This window comes from Streptomyces graminofaciens, from assembly GCF_030294945.1.
In the GTDB taxonomy this organism is placed as follows: domain Bacteria; phylum Actinomycetota; class Actinomycetes; order Streptomycetales; family Streptomycetaceae; genus Streptomyces; species Streptomyces graminofaciens.
Window position 1 is genome coordinate 3,147,122 of record NZ_AP018448.1, and the last position, 20,530, is coordinate 3,167,651.

Consider the following 20,530-nt stretch of genomic DNA (forward strand, 5'->3'; position numbering starts at 1 on the left):
ATGCAATATATTGCGTATAGGAGGAGGTCTCATGGACACCGCGCACACCCACCCCACCAGCGACAACCCACCGCCCCGGTCCCCAGGGTTCTGGCGGCGATGTCTGGCGATGCCGATCGGCGTCCAGTCGATCATCGCCGTGGGGCTCGGCGCGCTCATCGGAACCCTCGCCCCGTCGGCGGGCGAGCAGATGAAGATCCTCGGCGAGGTGTTCCTGAACCTGGTGCAGGTCGTCGTGCTGCCCCTGGTCTTCCCGCTCATCGTGCTGGGCATCGCCCGAATGGAGTCGGTCAAGAAGGTCGGCCGGATCGCCGGCAAGGCCATCCTCTACTTCGAGCTCGTCACCACCGTCATCCTGCTGATCGCGGTGGGCCTGGCCAAGCTCACCGGCATCGGCAAGGACGCCCCCGTCCACGGGGCCGACGCCAAGGACCTGGACGGCCTGAGCCAGGGCATCGACTTCCACGAACTGCTTCTGCACGCCGTACCGAAGAACGTCTTCGCCGCGTTCAGCGAGGGCAATCTGCTCGGCGCGATCGTCTTCGCGCTGCTCGTGGGCGTGGCGATGGCCGCGATCGGTGAGAAGTCGGAGCCTTTCGCCGCCGTGCTGGAGTCCGTCGCCGCGGTGATGTTCAAGGTCGTAGGCTACGTGATACGGATCGCGCCGCTCGGCGTGCTCGGCTTCATCTCCTACGACGTGGCCCACTACGGCTTCGGCAACCTGCGCAGCCTGATGGGCTTCATCGCCGTGGTGTACGCGGGCCTGGCCATCGTCGTCGGCGTGCTCTTCCCGGCCATCGCCGTGATCTACCGCGTCCGCTACGTCGATCTGCTGAGGTCGATCGCCGGGCTGGCCGGTATCGCCTTCGTCACCCGCAGCTCCGAGTCCGTCCTGGCGCCGCTCATGGGCAGGCTGGAGGCGTTCGGCCTCAGCCGGTCGACGACCTCGTTCGTCGTCCCGCTCGGCTACTCCTTCAACACCGACGGCTCCGTCCTCTACCAGGCCTCCGCCCTGGTCTTCCTCGCCAACGCCTACGGCGCGGACACCTCAGTGCCCGCCCTGCTCCTCATGGTCGGCGTGCTGGTGATCCTCTCCAAGGGCATGGCCGGCGTCGCCTCCGCCTCCATCGTCGTCCTCATCGCCGCCGGCAACTCCATCGGCCTGCCCGCCGAAGGCATCGCCCTGCTCCTCGGCGTGGACTTCATCGTCGACATGGCCCGCACCGGTGTGAACGTCATCGGCAACTCGCTGGCCGCCGCCGTCGTCGACAGCTCCGAGAAGCGACGCGAAGCGAAACGGGGCACCCGGGAAGCCTCCCGGACCCCGGCCGAGCCCGAGGTCACGGCCCTCCAGAAGGAACCCGCACAGTGAACACGCCCGCCGCCGCCAACGGTCCCGTACCCACCGGCACCGCCACGGCTACCGGCATCCGCCCCGCCACCGGCACCGGCCCCGCCACCGGCACCGGCACCGGCACCGGCACCGGCACCACCGCTGGCACCGGCACCACCGAGATCATCGGCATCCTCGGCGGCATGGGCCCGGCGGCCACCGCCGACTTCTACGCCAAGCTCGTCTCGATGACCCCCGGCACCAGCGACCAGGACCACCTCAGAACGGTCATCTGGTCCGACCCCACCATCCCCGACCGCACCGAGGCCCTGCTCGGCGACGGCCCCGACCCCACCCCCTGGCTCCTCAACGGCAGCCGTGTCCTGCGCGAGGCCGGCGCCACCCTCATCGCCATTCCCTGCAACACCGCCCACGCCTTCGTCCCGCGCATCGCCGACCACGTCGGCCTGCCCATCGTCCACATGATCGGCGAGGTAGCCCAGCATCTGACCACCCTGCGGCCGCACGTGTACACCGTGGGGCTGCTCGCCACCACCGGGACCGTCCGCGCGGGCCTGTACCAGGAGTGGCTGGACCGCTTCGGGATCGGCCTCGTCCTGCCCGGCCCCGACAGCCAGGAGCACGAGGTCATGGCCGCCATCCGCGCGGTGAAGGCCGGCGCCCGGGATTCCACAGCCGACGAGCCGCTGACGCGCGCCGCCCGCCGGCTCATGGCACAGGGTGCGCAGGCGATCATCGCCGGCTGCACGGAGATCCCGCTCGGGCTGTCGGCGGGAGCGGTGGGCGTTCCCCTCATCGATCCGGCCGCCGTCCTGGCTCAGGCCCTGGTTCGCCGGACGCTCACCGCGGGAGGATGAGGGCGGGTGCACAGGGGGGCGAGCGATGTACTGTACGCAATATGTCACTGGACAGCCCTGTCTCCCGCCGCCTCCTCAGCGACGAGGTGTTCCACCGCCTGCGCGACTCCATCGTGCGCGGCGAACTCGTCCCAGGCGAGAAGGTCAAGGACGGCGAACTGGCCGAACGCCTCGGGCTCAGCCGCACCCCGGTGCGCGAGGCGCTCGCCCGGCTCGCCGACATCGGCCTCGTCGAGACCAAGCCCGGCGTCCACACCCGCATCACCACACTCAACCGCCGCGACGTAGAGAAGACCCTCGCCGTACTGCGCTCCCTCGACCAACTCGCCATCGAGACAGCCGTACCCGTCATGACCGAACAGGACGTGCGGCTCATGCGCGAGGCCAACCGGGACTTCGAACAGGCCGTCGCCGCCAACGACATCACCGCCGCGCTCGCGGCCGACGACCGCTTCCACGCCGTCCCCATCACGGCCGCGGACAACCCCGTGCTCAGCCGGATCGTCGAGCAGCTCCACCCGCAGATCCACCGCATCCTCTACCGCAAGTTCTCCACCCTCCTCGGCGGCCGCAACACCATCGAACACCACGACCAGCTCATCGACATCTGCGCCGACGGCGACGCCCAGGCCGCCGCCGAACTCTCCGGACAGCACTGGTCCGCACTCGGCGGACACATCAACCAGCTCTTCGACACCAACCAGTTCACGGAATCCGCGAACGTCTGACAGGGACCGATGACCTGGACGCGGTGACCGCCGTGAACCAGTCCGGCTGGCCTGATCACCCGGTCGCCACCGGTCCTGCCCGGCGCCGTGCCGATCTACCTCGGCCAGGGCCCACACTGACCGACAACGGGCCCATGCCGCGCGCCGGGCTTGTGGTCGTCCCGGCCTGCGCTGCCGTAGGTACTTGTTCCACCGGCACGGGATGGCCGACCTTGGCAAAGAGCACTGGTCCTTACCTGGGTACTGTCTCCCGCATGCCTCCTCCCAAGCCGCTGACCGCCGAGCGCATCGTCCAAGCGACCGAGGAGGTACTGCGTCGCCACGGCTTCGCCAAGGCAACCGTGGTCGATGTGTCCTGTGCGCTCGGCGTCAGTCACGCAAGCGTTTACCGCCACTTCGCGTCGAAAGCGGCGCTGCACGAAGCGGTGACCAAGAGGTAGCTGAACCGCACGCTGTCGGACCTGGCTGCTGTCGCCGCCGAGGATCGTGCCCCGGAGCTCCGACTGCACGACTGGCTCGCCGCCCTGTTCGCCGCCAATCGGCGCAAATCGCAGGAGGACCCCGAGCTATTCGCCACGTACAAGGCCCTGGCCGCAGACCTCGGAGGCGCCGTCGCTTCCCACGTCGACGACCTCACGGCCCAACTCGCTCAAATCATCCGTTCCGGCGCCGACATCGGCACTTTCGCCACCTTCTCGGATCCCATGACCATCGCCCGAACGGTGTTTCACAGGCCACGGGCCGCTTCCATGACTCCCATCACTCCCGTGACTGGGAACAGCCGGACATCGAGGTCCAGTTCGAGGCGGTCGTGGACCTGGTGATGAGGGGGTTGCGGGGCTGACGACCGGGAGGTATTCGCCGCCCAGCGACTTCACCTGATCGGCCACCTCGGGGCGCGGGTCCGTGGCGCGCACGATCGCACCCGGCGACGATGCCGTGCCGATCGCGGCCAGGGCCGCCACACCCGCGCCCACGACGAGCACCTTCGCCGGCGGTACCTTGCCCGCGGCGGTCACCTGGCCGGTGAAGAGGCGGCCGAACTCGTGGGCCGCCTCGACCACCGCGCGATAGTCGGCGATGTTGGCCATGGACGAGAGCACGTCGAGTGACTGGGCGCGGCTGATGCGCGGCACCGCGTCCATCGCCAGCACCGTGATCGGCCGCGCCGCGAGTGCGTCGACCAGCTCGGGGTTGAGGGCCGGCGCGAGTGTGGAGACCAGTGTGGCGCCGTCCTTCGGCTTGCCAGTCGGTCGCGGTACGGCCAGGGTCGACCGCGTTCACCTTCACGTCCGGCCAGGACTTCGCATACCGCGTGGTCAGCATGGTCACGGCAGTCTTCGACGCCGCGTAGACCGGCGCGATGAACCGGCCCTCGACACGCTCGGCATCGTGCGTCAGCGGGAACGACCCCACGCTCGGCATCGTGCGTCAGCGGGAACGACCCCACTTGTTCGCGGTCGGCCAGACCACCTCGTCCACCCGCTGGTGGACATCCGCAAGGTGCAGCCCTTGCGCAGCACTCGGCAGCCGTGCTTAGCCGGCGTTTTTGGCCGCCACCTGGAATCGGCTTCGCAGGAGACAGCCCCATCCGCGCGGACACTGGCGCCGGTCGCTGCTGCCGGACGGGCGGCAGCGACGGGCGCCGGAGCGCAGCCGAGCGGAACCGTCGGCTGACGCGCGCTCAGGACGGGGTGTCGAGCAGGCGCTTGGGGTGCATGCCCTCGACCATCCCGATGAAGGGCGGATGGATGCTGTAGCCGAGCATCCGGCGGATGTCCTCGGACACCACCCGGACGGTGTCACGGGTGGTGGACAGGGTGAACGCCTCCTGCGGCCGGAGCCACGGCTCACAGTACTGGGCCGTAACCGCCAGGCGGGCTTGGTCGGATGTCCAGGAGGCGGGCGGCCCGGCAACACCAGTCGCCACCCTCTCCAGGCCACCCGCAGCACGGGTGGCCTGCCACAAACAGCCGCCGATACCTCGCCCTCGTGACGGTGTGTTCGAGGAGAGCCTGGCCGATGCCGCCGATCATGGCGCCGATGGCTTGGCTGTCCGCCAGTCTCGGGCTGATGATGCGGCCGGCGTCGTACACACCGACCATGCGCCGGACCCGCACCAGGCCGAGCGTCGCGTCGACGGCTACTTCCGCGAAGGTCGCGGCGTAGGCGCAGAAGGAGAACTTCTCCGATCCGGGCGCCCCGGCGTACGAGCCGAGCGCTTCGAGGTGGGTGAGGTTGTTGCGGGCCAGGAGCCGCTGGTGCGTCTCCCCGCGCGTGGGGTCGTCCTTGCCGTACAGCCGGCCGCCGCGTACCACGACATCGGCGGGGTCGACACCCTGCAGCGGTGATCCTTCGTCCTTGACCGCGAGCGTGATGGCCTGCTTGCGCAGTTTGCCGCCGCCGTCCTGAACGGCGGAGCCGCCGGCGGGCGGACGACGTCGACCCACGTACTGGGGCGGTGACGCGATGACGAGCAGTGATGTCGGCCCGCGGGCTGTCACGGACCCACTATCCATCAGGAAACCACTCCCGCGGGGTACGTAGTGTGGTTCATGGTCCCGACGATGCGAAGGAGGCGTCGCCATGACGCTCCCCGTTCTCCCCCGACGTGAGGGCGACCGGCCCGTGACCGGGCCCGACATCCCGCACCTGTAGCTCACCCAGACCAGCCCGCCCGAGGTCAAGGAGGACCTGAGGCAGTGGATGGCCACCGCTCTGCCGGGCGTGGTAACGGGCCGCAGCGAGATCTCCCCTCCCAGCACTTGGGCGGTGTTCCTCGAGGAAGCCGCAACGGATGAGAACGTTCACCTCATGCCACCGCGCTGGAACGCGGAGTTCGTGCATCTGCACGCCGACGGAAGCCTCCATCTGTCTCTGGATCCTGCGGACCACGCCGCGTTCCTGGCTTCCGGATGGGGCGAGAAGCACCCGTTCTACGACCGCGGCGTCAATGTCGTGATGCTCTACGCTCCCCGCGACCAGTCCGAGGTGGAGGTGGCGAAGAAGGTCGTCGCCGCTTCCTACCAGTACGCGACCGGCCATGCGGCGACGACCGAGATCGCTCCGACCGGATGGGTTCATAAGCCGCTCATCGCCCTGCTTTACCGCACGTTGAGGGCGCCGTCACCAACACCCACCCGTAAGTCCCGCTTATGGGCGAGGCCTTGGAATGGTGCAAGGAAACCGCCCGCGGATGGTGGGAGTCACGGCCGAGGGGATGAAATTTTCGGTGAAGGCACACACCATGCGCGTGAGTGGCCTGCTGCACTACGGCCTGCAACCGTCCACCCTGGCCCAGGGCAAAGACTTCTTCACGGACCTCGGCCTCGATCTCGCCGAGCGTGGCGATCAGCTGGTCGTGCGCTGCGACGGCCGGAACCAGGACCAGACGGTGCTGGTCTAGGGCCGCGACAAGCGGCTGCACCAGTCGCTGCAGACGATGACCCCGCCTGGCCTGTACCGGTCGACTCCCCCACATTCCCTCTGGGCGCGCCCGACGTCAGCCGCCGCCGACCACAACAACTATGTGATCAGCCTTCCGCCCAGGCAGCCTCTTCTTCCTGGATCCTGTCGTACTTCTCGCGTGCGGTGGCAATCTCCGGCAGATAGGTCACACCCCACTTGTCCAACGTGCGAAACACCGGCCTGAGGCTATTGCCCAGCTCGCTGATCTCGTACTCCACGCGCGGTGGGACCTCTGCATGGTAAGTGCGGATCACCAGCCCGTCCCGTTCAAGCTGCCGCAGCCGCGCCGTCAGAACTTTCGGCGTGACGTCCCCCAACAGCCGCTGCAACTGGTTGAAACGCAGTCGCCCGTGATGATGCAAAACCCACAGAATCGGCGTGGACCACCGACTGAAGACCAGGTCGACCACCGGACCGATCGGACAGCCCCAAGCGACTCACCCGGACGCCGGGGTCGACCGGCGCATCAAGGCAGTCGCGTCCGTCGTCATGTAGGACATCGGCCGACAACCACAGCCCCACACCTGCACCGCAGCGGTGCCAGAAGCGCAGCGCCCAGCCCTGCGCATGTCACACCTCGACAGCCGAGGAGTCAGCGGCCTGCCGCTCAAGCACGACGACATCGCCAGCAACGCACTTCGAAGTCGCGAACAGCCCTCGCCTCTCTCCTCCGAAAGCAGGCCCAGACTGCGAGCCCATCCGTTCACGGCGGCCCTCACCACCTCAACCTGCCCCGCCCTGCTGCCTCATCCCCCTTCCGCGAGGACACCAGCAGCTGGGCCGCGCGGCCGCCCCTCTCCCCACACGGATTACTCTTGCCCGCCATCTCCCTGACCTGCGATAACCCCGCCAGGTAGGCCAAGACGGGCCAGTTCGACCCGATCGGATGTGTTCGCCGAGCCCATCACCGGCCACCTCAGGAGTGATCAACCCGGCGGCGACACCCCGCAGCCGCTGCCAGCGATGAGCAAGGCGCATGACAACGCTCTGACCAGCTCTTTCGTAGATACGCTTCCGCCTGGCGGAAGCCGTCTTGCGCGGCGACAACAGCCGTCAGGACCCTGATTCCAACCACGGCACGCGGGGCGAGCGCCCCGCTCTCAGGGACGGGAACCCCATGCCTCACACGACCGCCTTCGCCAGGAACCAGTGGTACGTCGCGGCCTACGCCCATGAGGTCGGGCGTGAGCTGCTCGGCCGGACGATTCTGGGCGAGCCGCTCGTCTTCTACCGCACCGAGGAGGAGGGCACGCCCGTCGCCCTGCACGACCGGTGTGTGCACCGCCGCTACCCGCTGTCCGAGAGCGGCCTCGACGGGGACCGGATCGTGTGCGGCTACCACGGCTTCACGTACGACACCACGGGCGCCTGCGTCTATGTGCCGGGGCAGAAGCGCATCCCGCGCACCGCCCGCGTCGCCTCGTACCCGGTGGTCGAGCAGGACTCGCTGATCTGGGTGTGGATCGGCGACCCGGCCCTCGCCGACCCGCAGACCATCCCGCGCGCCAAGCACCTGGACTCCCCCGGCTGGGTCACCGTGCGCGGCATGGAGCCCATCGACGCCGACTACGGCCTCCTCGTCGACAACCTCCTCGACCTCTCCCACGAGACCTATCTGCACGGCGGTTACATCGGCACCCCCGAGGTCGCCGAGACGCCGATCACCACCGAGGTCGACGAGGGCGCGGGCATCGTGCGGGTGAGCCGGCACATGGACGACGCCGAGTGCCCGCCCTTCTACGCCAGGTCGACCGGCATCGAGGGCCGGATCACCCGCTGGCAGGACATCGAGTACCACGCCCCGTGCCTGTACCTGCTGCACAGCCGCATCGCCCCGGTCGGCATGCTCCCCGAGGCCGACGGCAGCGACCCCAACGGCTTCCACACCGAGATCACGTACGCGATCACACCGTCGGCGGACGGCAAGGTGTACGACTTCTGGATGGTCTCGCGCGACTGGGCGACCGAGGACGACGAGGTCACCGAGTTCCTGCGCGGCAACAACCACACGGTCGTCATGCAGGACGTCGACGCGCTCAACCTCCTCCAGAAGACGCTCGGCACCGAGCGTCACGGCTACCAGGAGCTGAGCATCAACATCGACACCGGTGGTCTCGCCGCCCGCCGTATCCTCGCCCGGCTGGTCGAGGAGGGCGACAAGCCGGTGGAGAAGGTCCTGTGACAAGCCCGACCGGCGAGATCTACCGCATCGCCTGGCTGCCGGGCACAGACGTCCTGCACGGCACCTGTCACTGCGGCCGGGAGCACACCTCCCAGGACCCGATCGAGATGTGGGAGTGGATGCTCGCCCACCCCCAGGGCCACGAGTCTCAAGGAAACACCTCATGACCTCCACCCCCTACGAGGCCGAACTCGTCGTCACCACACGTGAGTTCGCCGCAGACGGCGTCCTCGCCCTCACCCTCCGCCACCCGCTGGGTGAGGAACTCCCGGCCTGGCAGCCCGGCGCCCACATAGACGTCCTGCTGGGCCCCGATCTGGAGCGGCAGTACAGCCTCTGCGGCGACCCGGCGGACCGGCACACATGGCGCATCGGGGTCCTGAAGGAGCCTGACGGGCGCGGCGGATCGGCGTATGTGCACACGGAGTTGCGGCAGGGCGACAAGGTCCGCGTGCGCGGCCCGCGCAACAACTTCGCCCTGGAGCAGGCGCCCGGATACCGGTTCGTCGCCGGTGGCATCGGCATCACTCCCGTCCTGCCGATGCTGGCCGCGGCGGAGGCTGCGGGTGCCGAGTGGACCCTGCTGTACGGCGGGCGCACCCGGCAGTCAATGGCGTTCCAGGAGGAGTTGGGCGCGTACGGGGACCGGGTCACCGTCGCTCCGCAGGACGAGACCGGGCTGCTCGACCTCGCCTCCGTCCTCGACGACCTCCCGGAGGGCACCCTCGTCTACTGCTGCGGCCCCGGGCCGCTGCTGGACGCGGTCGAGGCGCGGTGCCCCGGCAAGGCGCTGCGGGTCGAGCGGTTCCAGCCCAAGGAGCAGGACACCGGCCCCGACAGCGAGTTCGAGGTCGTGCTGGAGCGCACCGGCCGTACGCTGACCGTCCCCGTCGGTGTCTCCGTGCTCGACACCGTGCGGGCCGCCGGGGTGGAGGTGCTCTACTCCTGCGCCGAGGGCACCTGCGGCACCTGTGAGACGGACGTCCTCGACGGCACGCCCGACCACCGGGACTCGGTGCTGAGCGACGAGGAGCGCGAGGCCGGGGAGACCATGCTCATCTGTGTGTCCCGGTGCCAGGGGTCGCGGCTCGTCCTCGACCTGTAGCGGCCTCGGGCCGGGCGGGGGCCATGGCTCCGGCCCGGCCGGTCGCCGTTCTTGCCACCGCCAGGTCGGCCTCGATCCGGGCGACCGTGGCCAGCAGCTGGGGCAGCAGGTCCCGGCGTACGGACTCGACCGGGTAACGCCCGGCCGGGACGGGGATGTTCACGGCCGCCACCACCTCGCCCGCCCGGTCCCGGACCGGGGCGGCGACGGATCTCAGCCCCTCCTCCAGTTCCTGGTCGACGACGGCGTACCCCTGCCGTCGTACCCGGCGCAGTTCGCTCCTGATGCGGTCGGCGGAGGTCAGCGTGCGGCCGGTGAGGGGGCTGAGGTCGACACGGGCGAGGCGCGCATCGATCTCCTCGTCCGGCAGCTGCGCGAGCATCACGCGGCCGACCGAGGTGACGTGGGCCGGGAAGCGGGTGCCCACGGTGATGCCGGCCGTCATGATGCGGCTGGTCGGGACCCTGGCCACGTACACGATGTCGTCGCCGTCGAGCACGCAGAGCGAGGACGACTCCCCCACCTGGGCGACGAGTTGCTCCAGATGCGGCTCGGCCAGCTCCGGCAGCGTGAAGCCCGACAGATACGCGTAGCCGAGTTCCAGGACGCGTGGGGTCAGCCGGAACAGCCGGCCGTCGGTGTGGACATAGCCGAGGTCGACGAGGGTGAGCAGGAAGCGGCGGGCGGCCGCGCGGGTCAGCCCGCAGGTCCGGGCGGCCTCACTCAGCGTGAGCGACGGACGGTCGGCGCCGAAGGCGCGGATGACCGCGAGGCCGCGCTCGAAGGAGCGGACGAAGTGCGGCTCGCGGATGTCGGCGGACCCGGTGCCATCAGTCATCGTCGCCTCCACGAGAACCCACGGCCGATGCGCACGCCACGCACAGCAGACGCGCCCGATACGCACACAAGTGCGCTGTGCGCACGCTAGGAGCGCGCTCACAGAACTGTCAACGACCTTGCACCGCAAGGCCATTGACCCCGACCCGGCAGCGTTCTACCTTCCCGCTGAGCACTTCTGTGCGGTGTGCGCACAGCCAGTCGAAGAGCGTTTCCCATCAGGGGGAGTCATGCGTCGTCTGCTCATCGGTCTCGCGGCCGGCACCCTGTTCGTCGCCGCGACGGCCTGCGGTTCGTCCGGCTCCTCCGGGACGGACAGCGCGTCCGGCACCACCACCCTCAAGATCGGCGTCATCCCCATCGTCGACGTCGCCCCCATGTATCTGGGCCAGAAGAAGGGCTTCTACAGCGAGCGGGGCCTGAAGCTGGAGCCCACGCTCGCCCAGGGCGGGGCGGCGATCGTGCCCGGTGTGATCTCCGGGCAGTTCGACTTCGGCTTCAGCAACATGACGTCGCTGCTGGTCGCCCGGTCCAAGAACATGCCGGTCAAGGCCGTGGTGAACGGGGTCGCGTCCACCGGAAAGGAGGGCGCCGACTTCGCGGAGATCGCCGTGAAGAAGGGCAGCCCCCTGAAATCCGCCAAGGACCTGGAGGGCAAGAAGGTCGCCGCCAACACGCTGGGCAACATCTGCGACACCTCGGTCAACGAGTCGGTGCGCAAGGCGGGCGGCGACCCGTCGAAGGTGGAGTACGTGGAGATGCCGTTCGACCAGATGCCGGCCGCGCTGGACAAGGGCCAGGTGGACGCGGCCTGTGTCGTGGAGCCCGCGCTCGCCACCATCAAGTCCCAGGGCGGCACGGTGCTCGCGTCGAACTTCGTGGACGTCTCACCGGATCTCACCGTCGCCATGTACTTCACCTCGCAGCAGTACGCGCAGAAGAACCCGGAGCTGGTGAAGAAGTTCCAGGAGGCCACGGCCGAGTCACTGAAGTACGCCGACAGCCATCCGGACGAGGTCCGCGAGATCATCACCACGTACACCAAGATCCCGGACAGCCTGCTGAAGACGCTCGTGCTGCCGCGCTGGCCCGCCGAGCCGGACCGGGCCTCCATCGAACGGCTCGCCGAACTCGGGCAGCAGGACGGTCTGTTCGAGAAGGCCCCGGACCTGGACAAGCTGCTGCCGTGAGGGGTGCGAACACCGCACTGGGCGCGGCCGGGCTCGCGGGCTTCCTCGCGCTGTGGGAGGCGGTCCCGCGGCTCGGCCTCGTCAAGGACGACTACTTCCCGCCGGTCAGCCGCGTCGCCGGCGCCCTGGCCACGGAACTCGGCGACGAGGCGTTCTGGACCGCTCTCGGCGACACCCTCACCGGCTGGGCCGTGGGCCTCGCCATCGCCGTGACGGCCGGAATCCTGGCGGGGGTCGTCATCGCGGTCGTGCCGCATCTGCGTGCGGCGACGGCCTCCACGATCGAGTTCCTGCGCCCGATCCCCTCGGTCGCCCTGATCCCGCTCGCGGTGCTCCTCTACGGCACCGAACTGCGCTCGGTGCTGCTGCTGGTGGTGTACGCGTCCTTCTGGCAGATCCTCGTCCAGACGCTGTACGGGGTCCAGGACGTCGACCCGGTCGCCGAGGAGACGGCCCGCTCCTACGGCCTCGGCCCCTGGGCCAGGGTCCGGCACGTGCTGTGGCCGACCGCCCTGCCGTACGTCATGACGGGCGTCCGGCTGGCCGCCGCCGTGGCCCTCATCCTGGCCGTGACCGCCGAACTGGTCATCGGCGCACCGGGGTTGGGCCAGCGCATCGCGGTCGCGCAGACCTCGCAGGCGGTGCCGGAGATGTACGCGCTGGTGGTGGTGACCGGAGTGCTGGGGCTGCTGATCAACGTGGGCGCGCGGACGGTCGAGCGGCGGGCGCTGGCCTGGCACCAGTCGGTGCGCGGGGAGGTGACGGTGTGAGACTCGCGCTGCTCCGGCTGCTGTTCGTCGTCGCGCTGCCCCTGGTCCTGGTCACCGTCTGGTGGCTCGCGTCGGACGACAGCACGGACGTGTACTGGCCGCCCCTGCGCACGATCCTGACCACCTTCCCGGACGTGTGGACCGGCGAGCGGCTGCGCGCCGACGTGGTGCCCAGCCTGCTGCGCCTGCTGGCCGGTTACACGGCGGCGGCCGTGGTGGGCGTGGCCCTCGGCACGGTCATCGGCTCCTACCGCCGGGTCCGGGCGGTGTGCGAGCCGGTGCTGGAGTTCCTGCGGGCGGTGCCGCCACCGGTGCTGGTCCCGGTCATCACGCTGTTCGCGGGCATCGGCGACACGATGAAGATCGCCGTGATCGCGAGCGGCTGCGTCTGGCCGATCCTCCTCAACACGGTCGAGGGCGTACGGGCGGTGGACCCGGTCATGGCCGAGACGGCCCGCTCCTACGGCATCACGGGCGTGGCAAGGCTCCGCGAGGTCGTCCTGTGCTCCGCCGGCCCGCAGATCTTCGCGGGACTGCGCCAGGCGCTGTCCGTCGGCATCATCCTGATGGTCATCAGCGAGATGTTCGCGGCCAGCAACGGCCTGGGCTACACGATCGTCCAGTTCCAGCGCCGTTTCGCCGTCCCCGAGATGTGGACGGGCATCCTCGTCCTCGGTCTGCTGGGCTTCGCGCTGTCCGTCGTCTTCCGCGTGGTCGAGCGGCGCGTCCTCGCCTGGTACCACGGTCTGCGCGCGTCCTCCAGGCGGTCCTAGGTGAACCTCGAGAAAGGACGGTCGATGCTCGACGTACGGGGCCTGAGGAAGGTCTACGAAGGTTCCGGGCGGCGCGTCGAGGCCGTACGGGACCTCACCTTCACCGTCGACGCGGGCGAACTCGTCTGTCTGGTCGGCCCCTCGGGCTGCGGCAAGACCACCCTGTTGAAATGCGTGGCCGGGCTCCTGGACCCCACCTCCGGCGAGATCCTCCTCGGGGGACGACCCGTGAGCGGGCCGCCGCCGGGCATGGCGGTCGTCTTCCAGGAGTACGGGCGCAGCCTGTTCCCCTGGATGCGGGTGGCCCAGAACGTCGAACTCCCGCTGAAGCAGAAGCGGTTGGGCCGGGACCGGCGGCGCGAGCTGGTCGCCGACGCGCTGGCCTCGGTCGGCCTCGCCGACGCGGCGGGGGCGTACCCCTGGCAGCTGTCCGGCGGTATGCAGCAGCGGGCGGCCATCGCCCGGGCGCTGGCGTACGAGCCCGAAGTGCTCCTGATGGACGAGCCGTTCGCGGCGGTCGACGCCCAGACCCGCGCCGAGCTGGAGGACCTCGTGCGGGGCCTCTGGCGGGAGCGGGGCATCACCGTCCTCTTCGTCACCCACGACATCGACGAGGCGGTCTATCTCGGCGAGCGCGTCCTGATCCTCTCCGCGTCCCCCACGGTCGTCCAGGAACAGCTCAAGATCGACCTGCCGACCGAGCGCGACCAGCTGCACACGCGTGTCGCACCGCGGTTCGCGGAGCTGCGGACCCATGTGTACGAGCAGATCCAGGCGGCGAAACGGGGTGGGCCGGTGGACAAGCGGGACCTGTGAGACGCCGCCTCGGGCATTGTCCCCCGGCGCCGTCGGCGACCTGAACGCCGGCGGCGCCGGAGGGGGCGCTCCTCATCTGTCGGACGAGGGCACCACGCTGAGGTGGTTCGCGGTGGTGCGCCGGGCGCGGCGGGCTCTGCGGGGGCTGTCGGAGGTGCGGCGGGCCTCGCGCAGGACCAGTGTCATACGGGAGTAGCCCATGTCCCGGAGGGTCTCGGGGGTCTCACCGACGATCCGGCAGTCGATCCGGCCCCAGCGAGGGTCGGGGTGGAACAGTGGGCGTACGGCGCCGTCGTGCTGGACGGCGGTCGCGCCGACCGTGCGGATCCAGTGCGGCAGGCCCTGCCGGTAGGCGGCCTCCATGATGGGGTCCTGGGCGATGTCCCGGCGGATGGACAGCAGTTCACGGTCCTGGCCGTGCCGCTCCACGGCGGCGGCGAAGTGGGCCAGCATCGGCAGGCACCAGCTCGACTCGTGCTCGCCGAGGACGGTGGCGGCGTCGGGGTGGAAGAGCACGAAGCGCAGGAAGTTGTCGCCCGGCATGGCCGTCGGATGCTGGCTCACGGTGTGGAAGAGCGCCCCGAAGGCGGAGTTGGCGAGGACGACGTCCCAGCGGTGGTCGAGGACGACGGACGGGTAGGGAACGGACTCCAGCAGCGCGGCGTAGTCCTGGAGATACGCCTGGGCTTCCTGGGATTCGAGAGTGTCGGGGACGGGCCGCGGTGCCGACCACTGCCCTCCTGCCTGATACGCCATCGGGAGGTCACCCCTCTTGCCTATGCGGCCTTCACGCGGCTCCTTGATCCTGCTGCCCGCGACTCAGTCGTGTCAACTATCGTGGCATTCGGCGACGGTCGACGGCTGAATCTCGCCACAGTTGTGGCGAGACCTGGCTGAGACTTCACCCGAGCGGCTAGTCTCCCCGCAGTTCACGGTGTACTTGCCGGGAACGAGGTCTCGCGACAGGCTTGGCTCCACGGATTGCGCGGCACCACGAAATTGGCCTGAGAGAGACGTAGGAGATCTGTCGGTGACGGATGGCTTCGAGGTTCCGGACGCCGCGGCGACGGTTCTGCTGCCGGCCGTCGTGGCCCGCGTCACCGCGCTGGCCGACAAGCTGGGCGTGGCGCACGCGGAAGTCTTCGACGTGCGGCGGCTGTCGGTGGCGTCCGGGGTGCCGGACGCGGTGGTGAAGGCGCTGCTGAGCGGCCAGAGCGCCGGCGAGCCGGACGTCCAGGCCCGGTTCCTGCAGCGACTGCAGCTGCTGCGGCGCACCCGGCTCAAGCCGGGCGGGCGCAAGTACACCCAGCAGGAGATCGCCGACGGCGCGGGCATGTCGCGCCAGCAGGCGGGGGCCCTGATCAACGGCGACCGGCGCCCCACGATGGAACATTGCGACGCGATCCAACGATTCTTCAGAGTGCACGCCGGTTTCCTCACCGCGGAGGATCCCGAGGCACTCGCCAGTGCCCTGATGCGCACCGAGCAGGAGCTCCTCCAGAAGCTCGCCGACCGTGACCGGGCGGCGGCACAGGCCGCCGACGACCCGCTGCAGCGGCTGCTGCAGAACCACGGGGTGCGCTCCATCGCCTGGCGGGCAGCCCAGTTGCCCACCGACCAGCACCGCGACAAGGTGGCGGAGTGGCTGGACATGCTCCTGGAGAGCGTCAAGCGGCCCGAGTCCTGACCGGGGGAGAACTGTGGGCATCGGTAAGGAAATGCGCCGTCTGTGCGGCGAGTTGGTCGGCGAGCTCACGCTCCCGGCGCCGGCGGACCCCGCCGACCTGTACGGGGCTCTGTGTGACGCGATGAGCAGACGCCGGGGCCGGCCCGTGCGCTACCGCACGGCCTCGTTCCCGCACGGCACGGCCAGCGGGCTGTGGCTGGACATGGCCGAGCACGACCTCGTCGTCATCGAGGAACGCACGGCCCCCGACCACCAGTTGGTGATCCTGGGCCATGAGCTGTGGCACATGCACGCCGGGCACTGCGGCCACGACGTGGAGGGCGCCGCCGTCGCCGCGCGCTTATTGCACGCGGAGGCGGATCTACGCGCGACAGTCCTGAAGGTCGCCGCCCGTACCCGCTTCGACCTGGCGGACGAGCAGGACGCGGAGAGCTTCGGGCTGCTGCTGGCGAGCAAGTGCCGTACGTGGCTCGCCGGTTCGGCGCTGCGCGGCCCGGTGCGCCGCGACCACCTGGCCGGCCGGATCGGGGCCTCCCTGGGCTACCGCGGTCCGCAGGGCTGAGACTCCGAGACGCTGACACATGGACGGGCCCAGCTACTACCTCCCTGCCCTCGCGATGGCCGTCGCCCTGGCGCTCAAGACCCCGGAACTGCTGCGCAACTGGCGGGATCCGCTGCTGAGGTCGGTGTGCGCGCTGCTGACGACGGGGTCCCTGGTGTTCTGCTTCGCCGCCCCGCCGACGAGCGGCTGGCTGAACCGTCTCATCGGTGTCGCCAACATCTCGGCACCCCTGGTCTACTGCCTGCTGAGCGCCTTCAGCTGCTCGTGCATGGTCCTGATCACCAACTGGCGGGGCGGCCCGCCCGAGGTGACACGGCGGCTGTCACGCCGCTGGATCACCGGGTACGGTTCGATGTGCGCGGCCATCGTGACGCTGTTCGCGCTCGGGGACGCTCCCTCGGAGCGGCTGCAGGACTTCGACACGTACTACGCGAACACGCCGTTCCTGCGCGAGATGATCGTGCTCTATCTCGTCGGGTTCACCGTCGCGGGCGTCGCGATGAACGCCATGTGCTGGCGCTGGGCGCTCCAGGTGCACGGCTGGCTGCGCGCCGGGCTGCTGATCATCGCGCTGGGCTTCCTGGTGAACGTCCCTTTCGCCGCGGTGAAGCTGATCGCCGTGGTCACCCGCTGGCGGGGCGGGAACGTGGACGACCTGAGCACGTACGCGGCTCCCGTGCTGGCCTCGGTGGGCGCGGCGGTCAGCGCGCTCGGCTTCTGTCTCCCGTTGGCCGGACAGCGCATCGGTGACTCCTGGACCACCTGGACGACGTACCGCAGGCTCGGGCCGCTGTGGCGGGAGCTGAGGTCGGTCCGGGCGCAGGCCGGTCACGACGTGCGGATCTCGTGGTGGGCGCCGGCCCAGCTCCAGGTGACCCAGCGGGAGTCCGACATCCACGACGGCATGCTGAGCCTTTACCCCTACTTCGACTCCGAGGTCCGGGCGCGGGCGTACGACTCGGCCGTCACGGCGGGCTCCGGTCCCGCGCAGGCGCGGGCCGTGGCCGACGCCGCGATGGTGACGGCGGCGGTGCGGGCCAAGGCCGCCGACCCCGAGGGCCGGTTCATCTGTTCGGCGGTGGCCGACGCGCCCACCGTGTCCGCCGAGAGTCACCGCGACCTTGTGCGGATGTCCCTCGCGCTGCGTCAGTCACCCGTTGTCGCGGCCGCCCGGGAGTGGGGCGCCGTCACCAGGTCGGAGAGCGACTTCCATGAGCGAACCCGTTAGAGGCCCCCTCGGCAGCGCCGCCGGGCGTGCCGTCGTCATAGGCGCGGGCCTGGCCGGGCTGCTGGCCGCCGCCGCGCTGCGCGACCACGCCGAGGTCACCGTCGTCGAGCGCGACGCGCTGCCCGAGGGGGCCGCGCCCCGCAGGGGTGTCCCCCAGGCCCGCCACCGCCATCTGCTGTGGTCCGGCGGCGCCCGCGCCGCGGAGGAGCTGCTGCCGGGGGTGACGGAGGCCTGGCTGGCGGCCGGGGCGCGGCGGATCCCGCTGCCGACCGGGCTGGTCGCGTTCTCGGCTGGGGGCTGGGCGCGGCGCGGGCCGGAGACGGAGTTCCTGATCGCGTGCGGCCGCGATCTGCTGGAGTCGGTCGTCCGCGCCCGGCTCGTCGCCGACCCCCGCGTCACCGTGCTGGAGCGCACCGACATGCTCGGTCTGGAGGGTGACGCCGCCCGGGTGACGGGTGTCCGGGTCCGCACGGCCGAGGGTGGGCACCGGGCACTGGCCGCCGATCTGGTCGTGGACTCCTCGGGGCGCGGTTCGCGCGGCACCGCCTGGCTCGACGCGCTGGGGGTCGCCCCGGCGCCGATGGAGGAGGTCGACGCCGGGCTCGTGTGCGCCAGCCGGGTCTTCCGGGCGCCCGCCGGCACCGAGGAGCACCCGATGGTCGAGGTACGGCCGGACGCGGCGCGGCCCGTGCCGGGGCGCGGCGCCACGGTCCTCCCCATCGAGGACGGTCGCTGGCTGGTGACGCTGTGGGGCACCCGAGGGGGTCAACCGGCCGGCGCTGCCGACGCGTTCGAGGAGTTCGCGCGCGGCCTCCCGCACCCGTTCGTCGGCGAACTGATATCCCACGCCGAGCCCCTGACGGACGTGGCCCTCACCCGCAGCACGGTCAACCGGCGACGCTTCTTCGAGAAGGTGTCCGACTGGCCCGAGGGTTTCGTCGTGATCGGCGACGCGGTGGCCACGTACAACCCGGTCCACGGCCATGGCATGTCCGTCGCCGCCCAGAGCGCCCTCGCGCTACGGGAACGGGTCGCCGAGCACGGTCTCGCGGCACCGGGGCTGGCGCGCCGGGTGCAGCGGGCGGTGGCGCGGCCGGTGGCGCTCGCCTGGGAGCTGGCCACGGGCACGGACATCCGCCACCCGGAGGCGATGGGCAAGCGGCCGGGAGCGCTGCGGACACTCTTCGGCCGCTATCTCGACCGGTCGATCCGCGCCGCCGCCGGGCGCCCACTGGTCAGTGAGGCCCTCCTCGGCGTGATCACCCTCTCCAGGCCCGTCGGCTCCCTTCTCAATTCGAAGGTCGTCATGGCGGTGCTGCGCGGCCCGGGCGGACCCCCGCTGACGGAGCCTCCGCTGACGGGCCGTGAGCGGGAGGCGTCGCTGGGAGCGGTGGCACAGTTGTAGCCCTCGCGGGCATTTCCGTGGGGTTTCTCTTCCGCTGACCGAGCGAACCGATGTGCAGGGCAACGGGATTGTCAGTGGCGGACGGCAAGCTGGGGGTGCACCACCCGTGTGACTCCGTGGGCGTTGGGCCGCGGGGCGCGTGGGCCGTATCGCTGAGCCGACCAGGGGAGAGCCGACCGATGCCGACCGCCGTACTGACCGACCGCGAGCGCTCCGCCGTGCAGGCCTATCTGCGGCTTCTGCAGACCGTACGAGCGGCGTTCGACGGGCCGCCGGAGGGTGGCCGACCACCCGTGGTGCCGACGGCGGCGCTCGACGAGGCGGACCGGGCACTGGCGGCGGCCGGTCTCGCGGGCAATGAGGAGGAGCTCTTCCGGCTGCTGAAGGGCTGGTGTCCGCAGGTGTGAGCCGCCCCGCGGACCGGTGGTCCGCCGGATCCCGTACCGGCGGACCGCTGCCAGGGGGCGTGCGGCTTGCGCCAGGACCGGCTCGGAACCCTAGGCCGGCTGCTTCCCGAGCACCCGGTGGGACGGTGTGAGATACAGGCCGGAGGACTGGTCGACGAGGTTGCGGAGCATCGAGAGATAGGGCTCGGCGCCGCCCAGTTCAGCGAGCAGGCGATGGGCCTCGCCGCGGAATGCGTCGAGATCCTTCTCGAAACGCCGGAGAACGGCGGGCGCGAGGAGCACGGTCAGGAGTTCGGTGCGTGCCTCGGCGGAACCCCGCGCGGCGGCGCTCAATTCCAGGACGTGCTCCCGGCAGCCGGGCGACACCTCGTCGAGGGCGCAGGCGAGCAGATAGGTGACCGTGCCGTTGCGCAGGTCCTCGTCGCGGCCGGACAGAAGGTCTTCCTGGTCGTTGAAGAGCTGCCACAGAATGCCGAAGACGTCGCCGAACTCCCGCCACGACCGGGTGCGTTCACTCCCGACGCCCGACAGAATCGCGGCCATCGCCGTGATCATCCCGAACGGGGCGCCGGATTTCCCCCGGTAGGCCGCGACGACGGAATCCCGCGAGGCGCCCGCCGTGTCACCCCGCAGATCCCTCAACTGTCCCTCCGAGGCGCTGATCACGCAGGTGACGATCTCCCCGGTCAGGGCGTTGCGCACCGCGTCCGGGACACGCTGCGCCTGCACCACGTGGATGGGGAGGGCCTGACCGGCGATGACGGCTGCCAACAGGGCCTCGTCCGAGCCGAGTCCGGCGGGCGCGTACACGCCATGACCGTCGAACAGGTCATCGAGGTAGCACGCCGAGGTCCACCACAGGACGTGCACGGCCGCCAGGGGCACGGCCGGTGCGTGGACACCCGTCTCGGCGCCGTGCACCAGCAAGGGCAATACCGACAAAGGATATTTCATCTGCTGATGACGGAGAAGTCCGGATATCGCTTCACGTACCGATCCCGACGTCGGACCGAGTCTTTCCAGAGCGGCCCGTATTTCCGCGTCCATGTCCGCGGAGACCTGTCTGTACAGGTCGAAGTAGGACGGCTGGTTCATTTGGCATCCTCGTCATCAAGTCTTCACGCCCGCATCCCGATCGACCTGTCGAACGGAATTCCCGGC

At 70.2% G+C, this 20,530-nt stretch carries 20 protein-coding genes and 5 pseudogenes; 18 read left to right on the plus strand and 7 right to left on the minus strand.

Annotated features, from left to right (window positions below; all coding sequences use genetic code 11):
- Nucleotides 1-31: 31 nt before the first annotated feature.
- From SGFS_RS13555 to SGFS_RS13570, 4 genes and pseudogenes are all read left to right on the plus strand, one after another.
- Nucleotides 32-1,372, plus strand: a complete 1,341-nt coding sequence (locus SGFS_RS13555) for a dicarboxylate/amino acid:cation symporter (protein ID WP_286250246.1) — start codon at nucleotides 32-34, stop codon at nucleotides 1,370-1,372.
- Nucleotides 1,369-2,211 carry a cysteate racemase gene (gene cuyB, locus SGFS_RS13560; protein WP_286250248.1) on the plus strand — a complete coding sequence of 281 codons (843 nt, stop codon included), beginning with the start codon at nucleotides 1,369-1,371 and terminating at the stop codon, nucleotides 2,209-2,211. The genes SGFS_RS13555 and cuyB overlap by 4 nt, the downstream gene beginning before the upstream one ends.
- A 41-nt stretch (nucleotides 2,212-2,252) precedes the next feature.
- The gene (locus SGFS_RS13565; protein ID WP_286250250.1) at nucleotides 2,253-2,939 is read left to right on the plus strand and encodes a GntR family transcriptional regulator; all 687 of its coding nucleotides are present in this window, start codon (nucleotides 2,253-2,255) and stop codon (nucleotides 2,937-2,939) included.
- A gap of 254 nt (nucleotides 2,940-3,193) precedes the next feature.
- A pseudogene (locus SGFS_RS13570) lies at nucleotides 3,194-3,783 on the plus strand (TetR family transcriptional regulator).
- Here SGFS_RS13570 and SGFS_RS13575 read toward each other — a convergent pair.
- From SGFS_RS13575 to SGFS_RS13580, 3 pseudogenes are all read right to left on the minus strand, one after another.
- Nucleotides 3,758-4,171: pseudogene (locus SGFS_RS13575) on the minus strand (Re/Si-specific NAD(P)(+) transhydrogenase subunit alpha); the annotation flags it as partial. The pseudogenes SGFS_RS13570 and SGFS_RS13575 overlap by 26 nt on opposite strands.
- Before the next feature lie 58 nt (nucleotides 4,172-4,229).
- A pseudogene (locus tag SGFS_RS51400) lies at nucleotides 4,230-4,364 on the minus strand (short-chain dehydrogenase); the annotation flags it as partial.
- Between the two features lie 545 nt (nucleotides 4,365-4,909).
- A pseudogene (locus tag SGFS_RS13580) lies at nucleotides 4,910-5,365 on the minus strand (molybdopterin cofactor-binding domain-containing protein); the annotation flags it as partial.
- 388 nt (nucleotides 5,366-5,753) lie between these two features.
- Between SGFS_RS13580 and SGFS_RS13585 the strand changes: the two are divergent.
- Both SGFS_RS13585 and SGFS_RS13590 read left to right on the plus strand, forming a co-directional pair.
- A pseudogene (locus SGFS_RS13585) lies at nucleotides 5,754-5,951 on the plus strand (luciferase domain-containing protein); the annotation flags it as partial.
- 184 nt (nucleotides 5,952-6,135) lie between these two features.
- The gene (locus tag SGFS_RS13590; protein ID WP_286260458.1) at nucleotides 6,136-6,345 is read left to right on the plus strand and encodes a VOC family protein; all 210 of its coding nucleotides are present in this window, start codon (nucleotides 6,136-6,138) and stop codon (nucleotides 6,343-6,345) included.
- A gap of 127 nt (nucleotides 6,346-6,472) precedes the next feature.
- Here the strand turns inward: SGFS_RS13590 and SGFS_RS13595 are convergent, their stop codons facing one another.
- Nucleotides 6,473-6,817, minus strand: a complete 345-nt coding sequence (locus SGFS_RS13595) for a winged helix-turn-helix transcriptional regulator (RefSeq protein WP_286250251.1) — start codon at nucleotides 6,815-6,817, stop codon at nucleotides 6,473-6,475.
- A gap of 707 nt (nucleotides 6,818-7,524) precedes the next feature.
- Here SGFS_RS13595 and SGFS_RS13600 point away from each other — a divergent pair.
- The 3 genes from SGFS_RS13600 to SGFS_RS13610 are packed head-to-tail and all read left to right on the plus strand — an operon-like array spanning nucleotide 7,525 to nucleotide 9,694.
- Nucleotides 7,525-8,589 carry an aromatic ring-hydroxylating dioxygenase subunit alpha gene (locus SGFS_RS13600; RefSeq protein WP_286250252.1) on the plus strand — a complete coding sequence of 355 codons (1,065 nt, stop codon included), beginning with the start codon at nucleotides 7,525-7,527 and terminating at the stop codon, nucleotides 8,587-8,589.
- Entirely contained in the window at nucleotides 8,586-8,756 is a 171-nt protein-coding gene (locus SGFS_RS13605) for a hypothetical protein (protein ID WP_286250253.1), read from the plus strand. Before SGFS_RS13600 ends, SGFS_RS13605 begins: the two co-directional genes overlap by 4 nt.
- Nucleotides 8,753-9,694 (plus strand): PDR/VanB family oxidoreductase, encoded by a 942-nt coding sequence (locus SGFS_RS13610; RefSeq protein WP_286250255.1) that lies wholly within the window; start codon nucleotides 8,753-8,755, stop codon nucleotides 9,692-9,694. Before SGFS_RS13605 ends, SGFS_RS13610 begins: the two co-directional genes overlap by 4 nt.
- Here SGFS_RS13610 and SGFS_RS13615 read toward each other — a convergent pair.
- Nucleotides 9,645-10,532 carry an IclR family transcriptional regulator domain-containing protein gene (locus tag SGFS_RS13615; RefSeq protein WP_286250258.1) on the minus strand — a complete coding sequence of 296 codons (888 nt, stop codon included), beginning with the start codon at nucleotides 10,530-10,532 and terminating at the stop codon, nucleotides 9,645-9,647. The genes SGFS_RS13610 and SGFS_RS13615 overlap by 50 nt on opposite strands.
- Before the next feature lie 229 nt (nucleotides 10,533-10,761).
- Here SGFS_RS13615 and SGFS_RS13620 point away from each other — a divergent pair, with 229 nt between their 5' ends.
- The 4 genes from SGFS_RS13620 to SGFS_RS13635 are packed head-to-tail and all read left to right on the plus strand — an operon-like array spanning nucleotide 10,762 to nucleotide 14,080.
- Nucleotides 10,762-11,721 carry an ABC transporter substrate-binding protein gene (locus SGFS_RS13620; RefSeq protein ID WP_286250259.1) on the plus strand — a complete coding sequence of 320 codons (960 nt, stop codon included), beginning with the start codon at nucleotides 10,762-10,764 and terminating at the stop codon, nucleotides 11,719-11,721.
- Complete coding sequence (locus SGFS_RS13625; protein WP_286250261.1) at nucleotides 11,718-12,491, plus strand: ABC transporter permease; 774 nt, start codon at nucleotides 11,718-11,720, stop codon at nucleotides 12,489-12,491. The genes SGFS_RS13620 and SGFS_RS13625 overlap by 4 nt, the downstream gene beginning before the upstream one ends.
- The gene (locus SGFS_RS13630) at nucleotides 12,488-13,264 is read left to right on the plus strand and encodes an ABC transporter permease (protein WP_286250262.1); all 777 of its coding nucleotides are present in this window, start codon (nucleotides 12,488-12,490) and stop codon (nucleotides 13,262-13,264) included. Before SGFS_RS13625 ends, SGFS_RS13630 begins: the two co-directional genes overlap by 4 nt.
- Nucleotides 13,265-13,288: 24 nt before the next feature.
- Entirely contained in the window at nucleotides 13,289-14,080 is a 792-nt protein-coding gene (locus SGFS_RS13635; RefSeq protein WP_286250263.1) for an ABC transporter ATP-binding protein, read from the plus strand.
- A 72-nt stretch (nucleotides 14,081-14,152) separates the two neighbouring features.
- Here the strand turns inward: SGFS_RS13635 and SGFS_RS13640 are convergent, their stop codons facing one another.
- On the minus strand, nucleotides 14,153-14,836 hold the full coding sequence (locus SGFS_RS13640; RefSeq protein WP_286250264.1) for an MmyB family transcriptional regulator: 684 nt from the start codon (nucleotides 14,834-14,836) through the stop codon (nucleotides 14,153-14,155).
- Between the two features lie 274 nt (nucleotides 14,837-15,110).
- On the opposite strand from SGFS_RS13640, the gene SGFS_RS13645 reads away from it, so the two are divergent.
- From SGFS_RS13645 to SGFS_RS13665, 5 genes are all read left to right on the plus strand, one after another.
- A complete protein-coding gene (locus SGFS_RS13645; protein ID WP_286250265.1) occupies nucleotides 15,111-15,767 on the plus strand; it encodes a helix-turn-helix domain-containing protein in 657 nt (218 codons plus the stop codon).
- Nucleotides 15,768-15,798: 31 nt separating this feature from the next.
- Entirely contained in the window at nucleotides 15,799-16,329 is a 531-nt protein-coding gene (locus tag SGFS_RS13650; protein ID WP_286259909.1) for a toxin-antitoxin system, toxin component, read from the plus strand.
- 19 nt (nucleotides 16,330-16,348) lie between these two features.
- The gene (locus tag SGFS_RS13655; protein WP_286250266.1) at nucleotides 16,349-17,557 is read left to right on the plus strand and encodes an MAB_1171c family putative transporter; all 1,209 of its coding nucleotides are present in this window, start codon (nucleotides 16,349-16,351) and stop codon (nucleotides 17,555-17,557) included.
- Nucleotides 17,541-18,962, plus strand: coding sequence for an FAD-dependent monooxygenase (locus tag SGFS_RS13660; RefSeq protein ID WP_286250268.1), 1,422 nt, complete (start codon nucleotides 17,541-17,543; stop codon nucleotides 18,960-18,962). Before SGFS_RS13655 ends, SGFS_RS13660 begins: the two co-directional genes overlap by 17 nt.
- A gap of 179 nt (nucleotides 18,963-19,141) precedes the next feature.
- The gene (locus SGFS_RS13665) at nucleotides 19,142-19,369 is read left to right on the plus strand and encodes a hypothetical protein (RefSeq protein WP_286250270.1); all 228 of its coding nucleotides are present in this window, start codon (nucleotides 19,142-19,144) and stop codon (nucleotides 19,367-19,369) included.
- Nucleotides 19,370-19,459: 90 nt separating this feature from the next.
- Here SGFS_RS13665 and SGFS_RS13670 read toward each other — a convergent pair whose 3' ends face one another.
- Entirely contained in the window at nucleotides 19,460-20,323 is an 864-nt protein-coding gene (locus SGFS_RS13670; RefSeq protein WP_286250271.1) for a polyprenyl synthetase family protein, read from the minus strand.
- Nucleotides 20,324-20,530 lie beyond the last annotated feature (207 nt).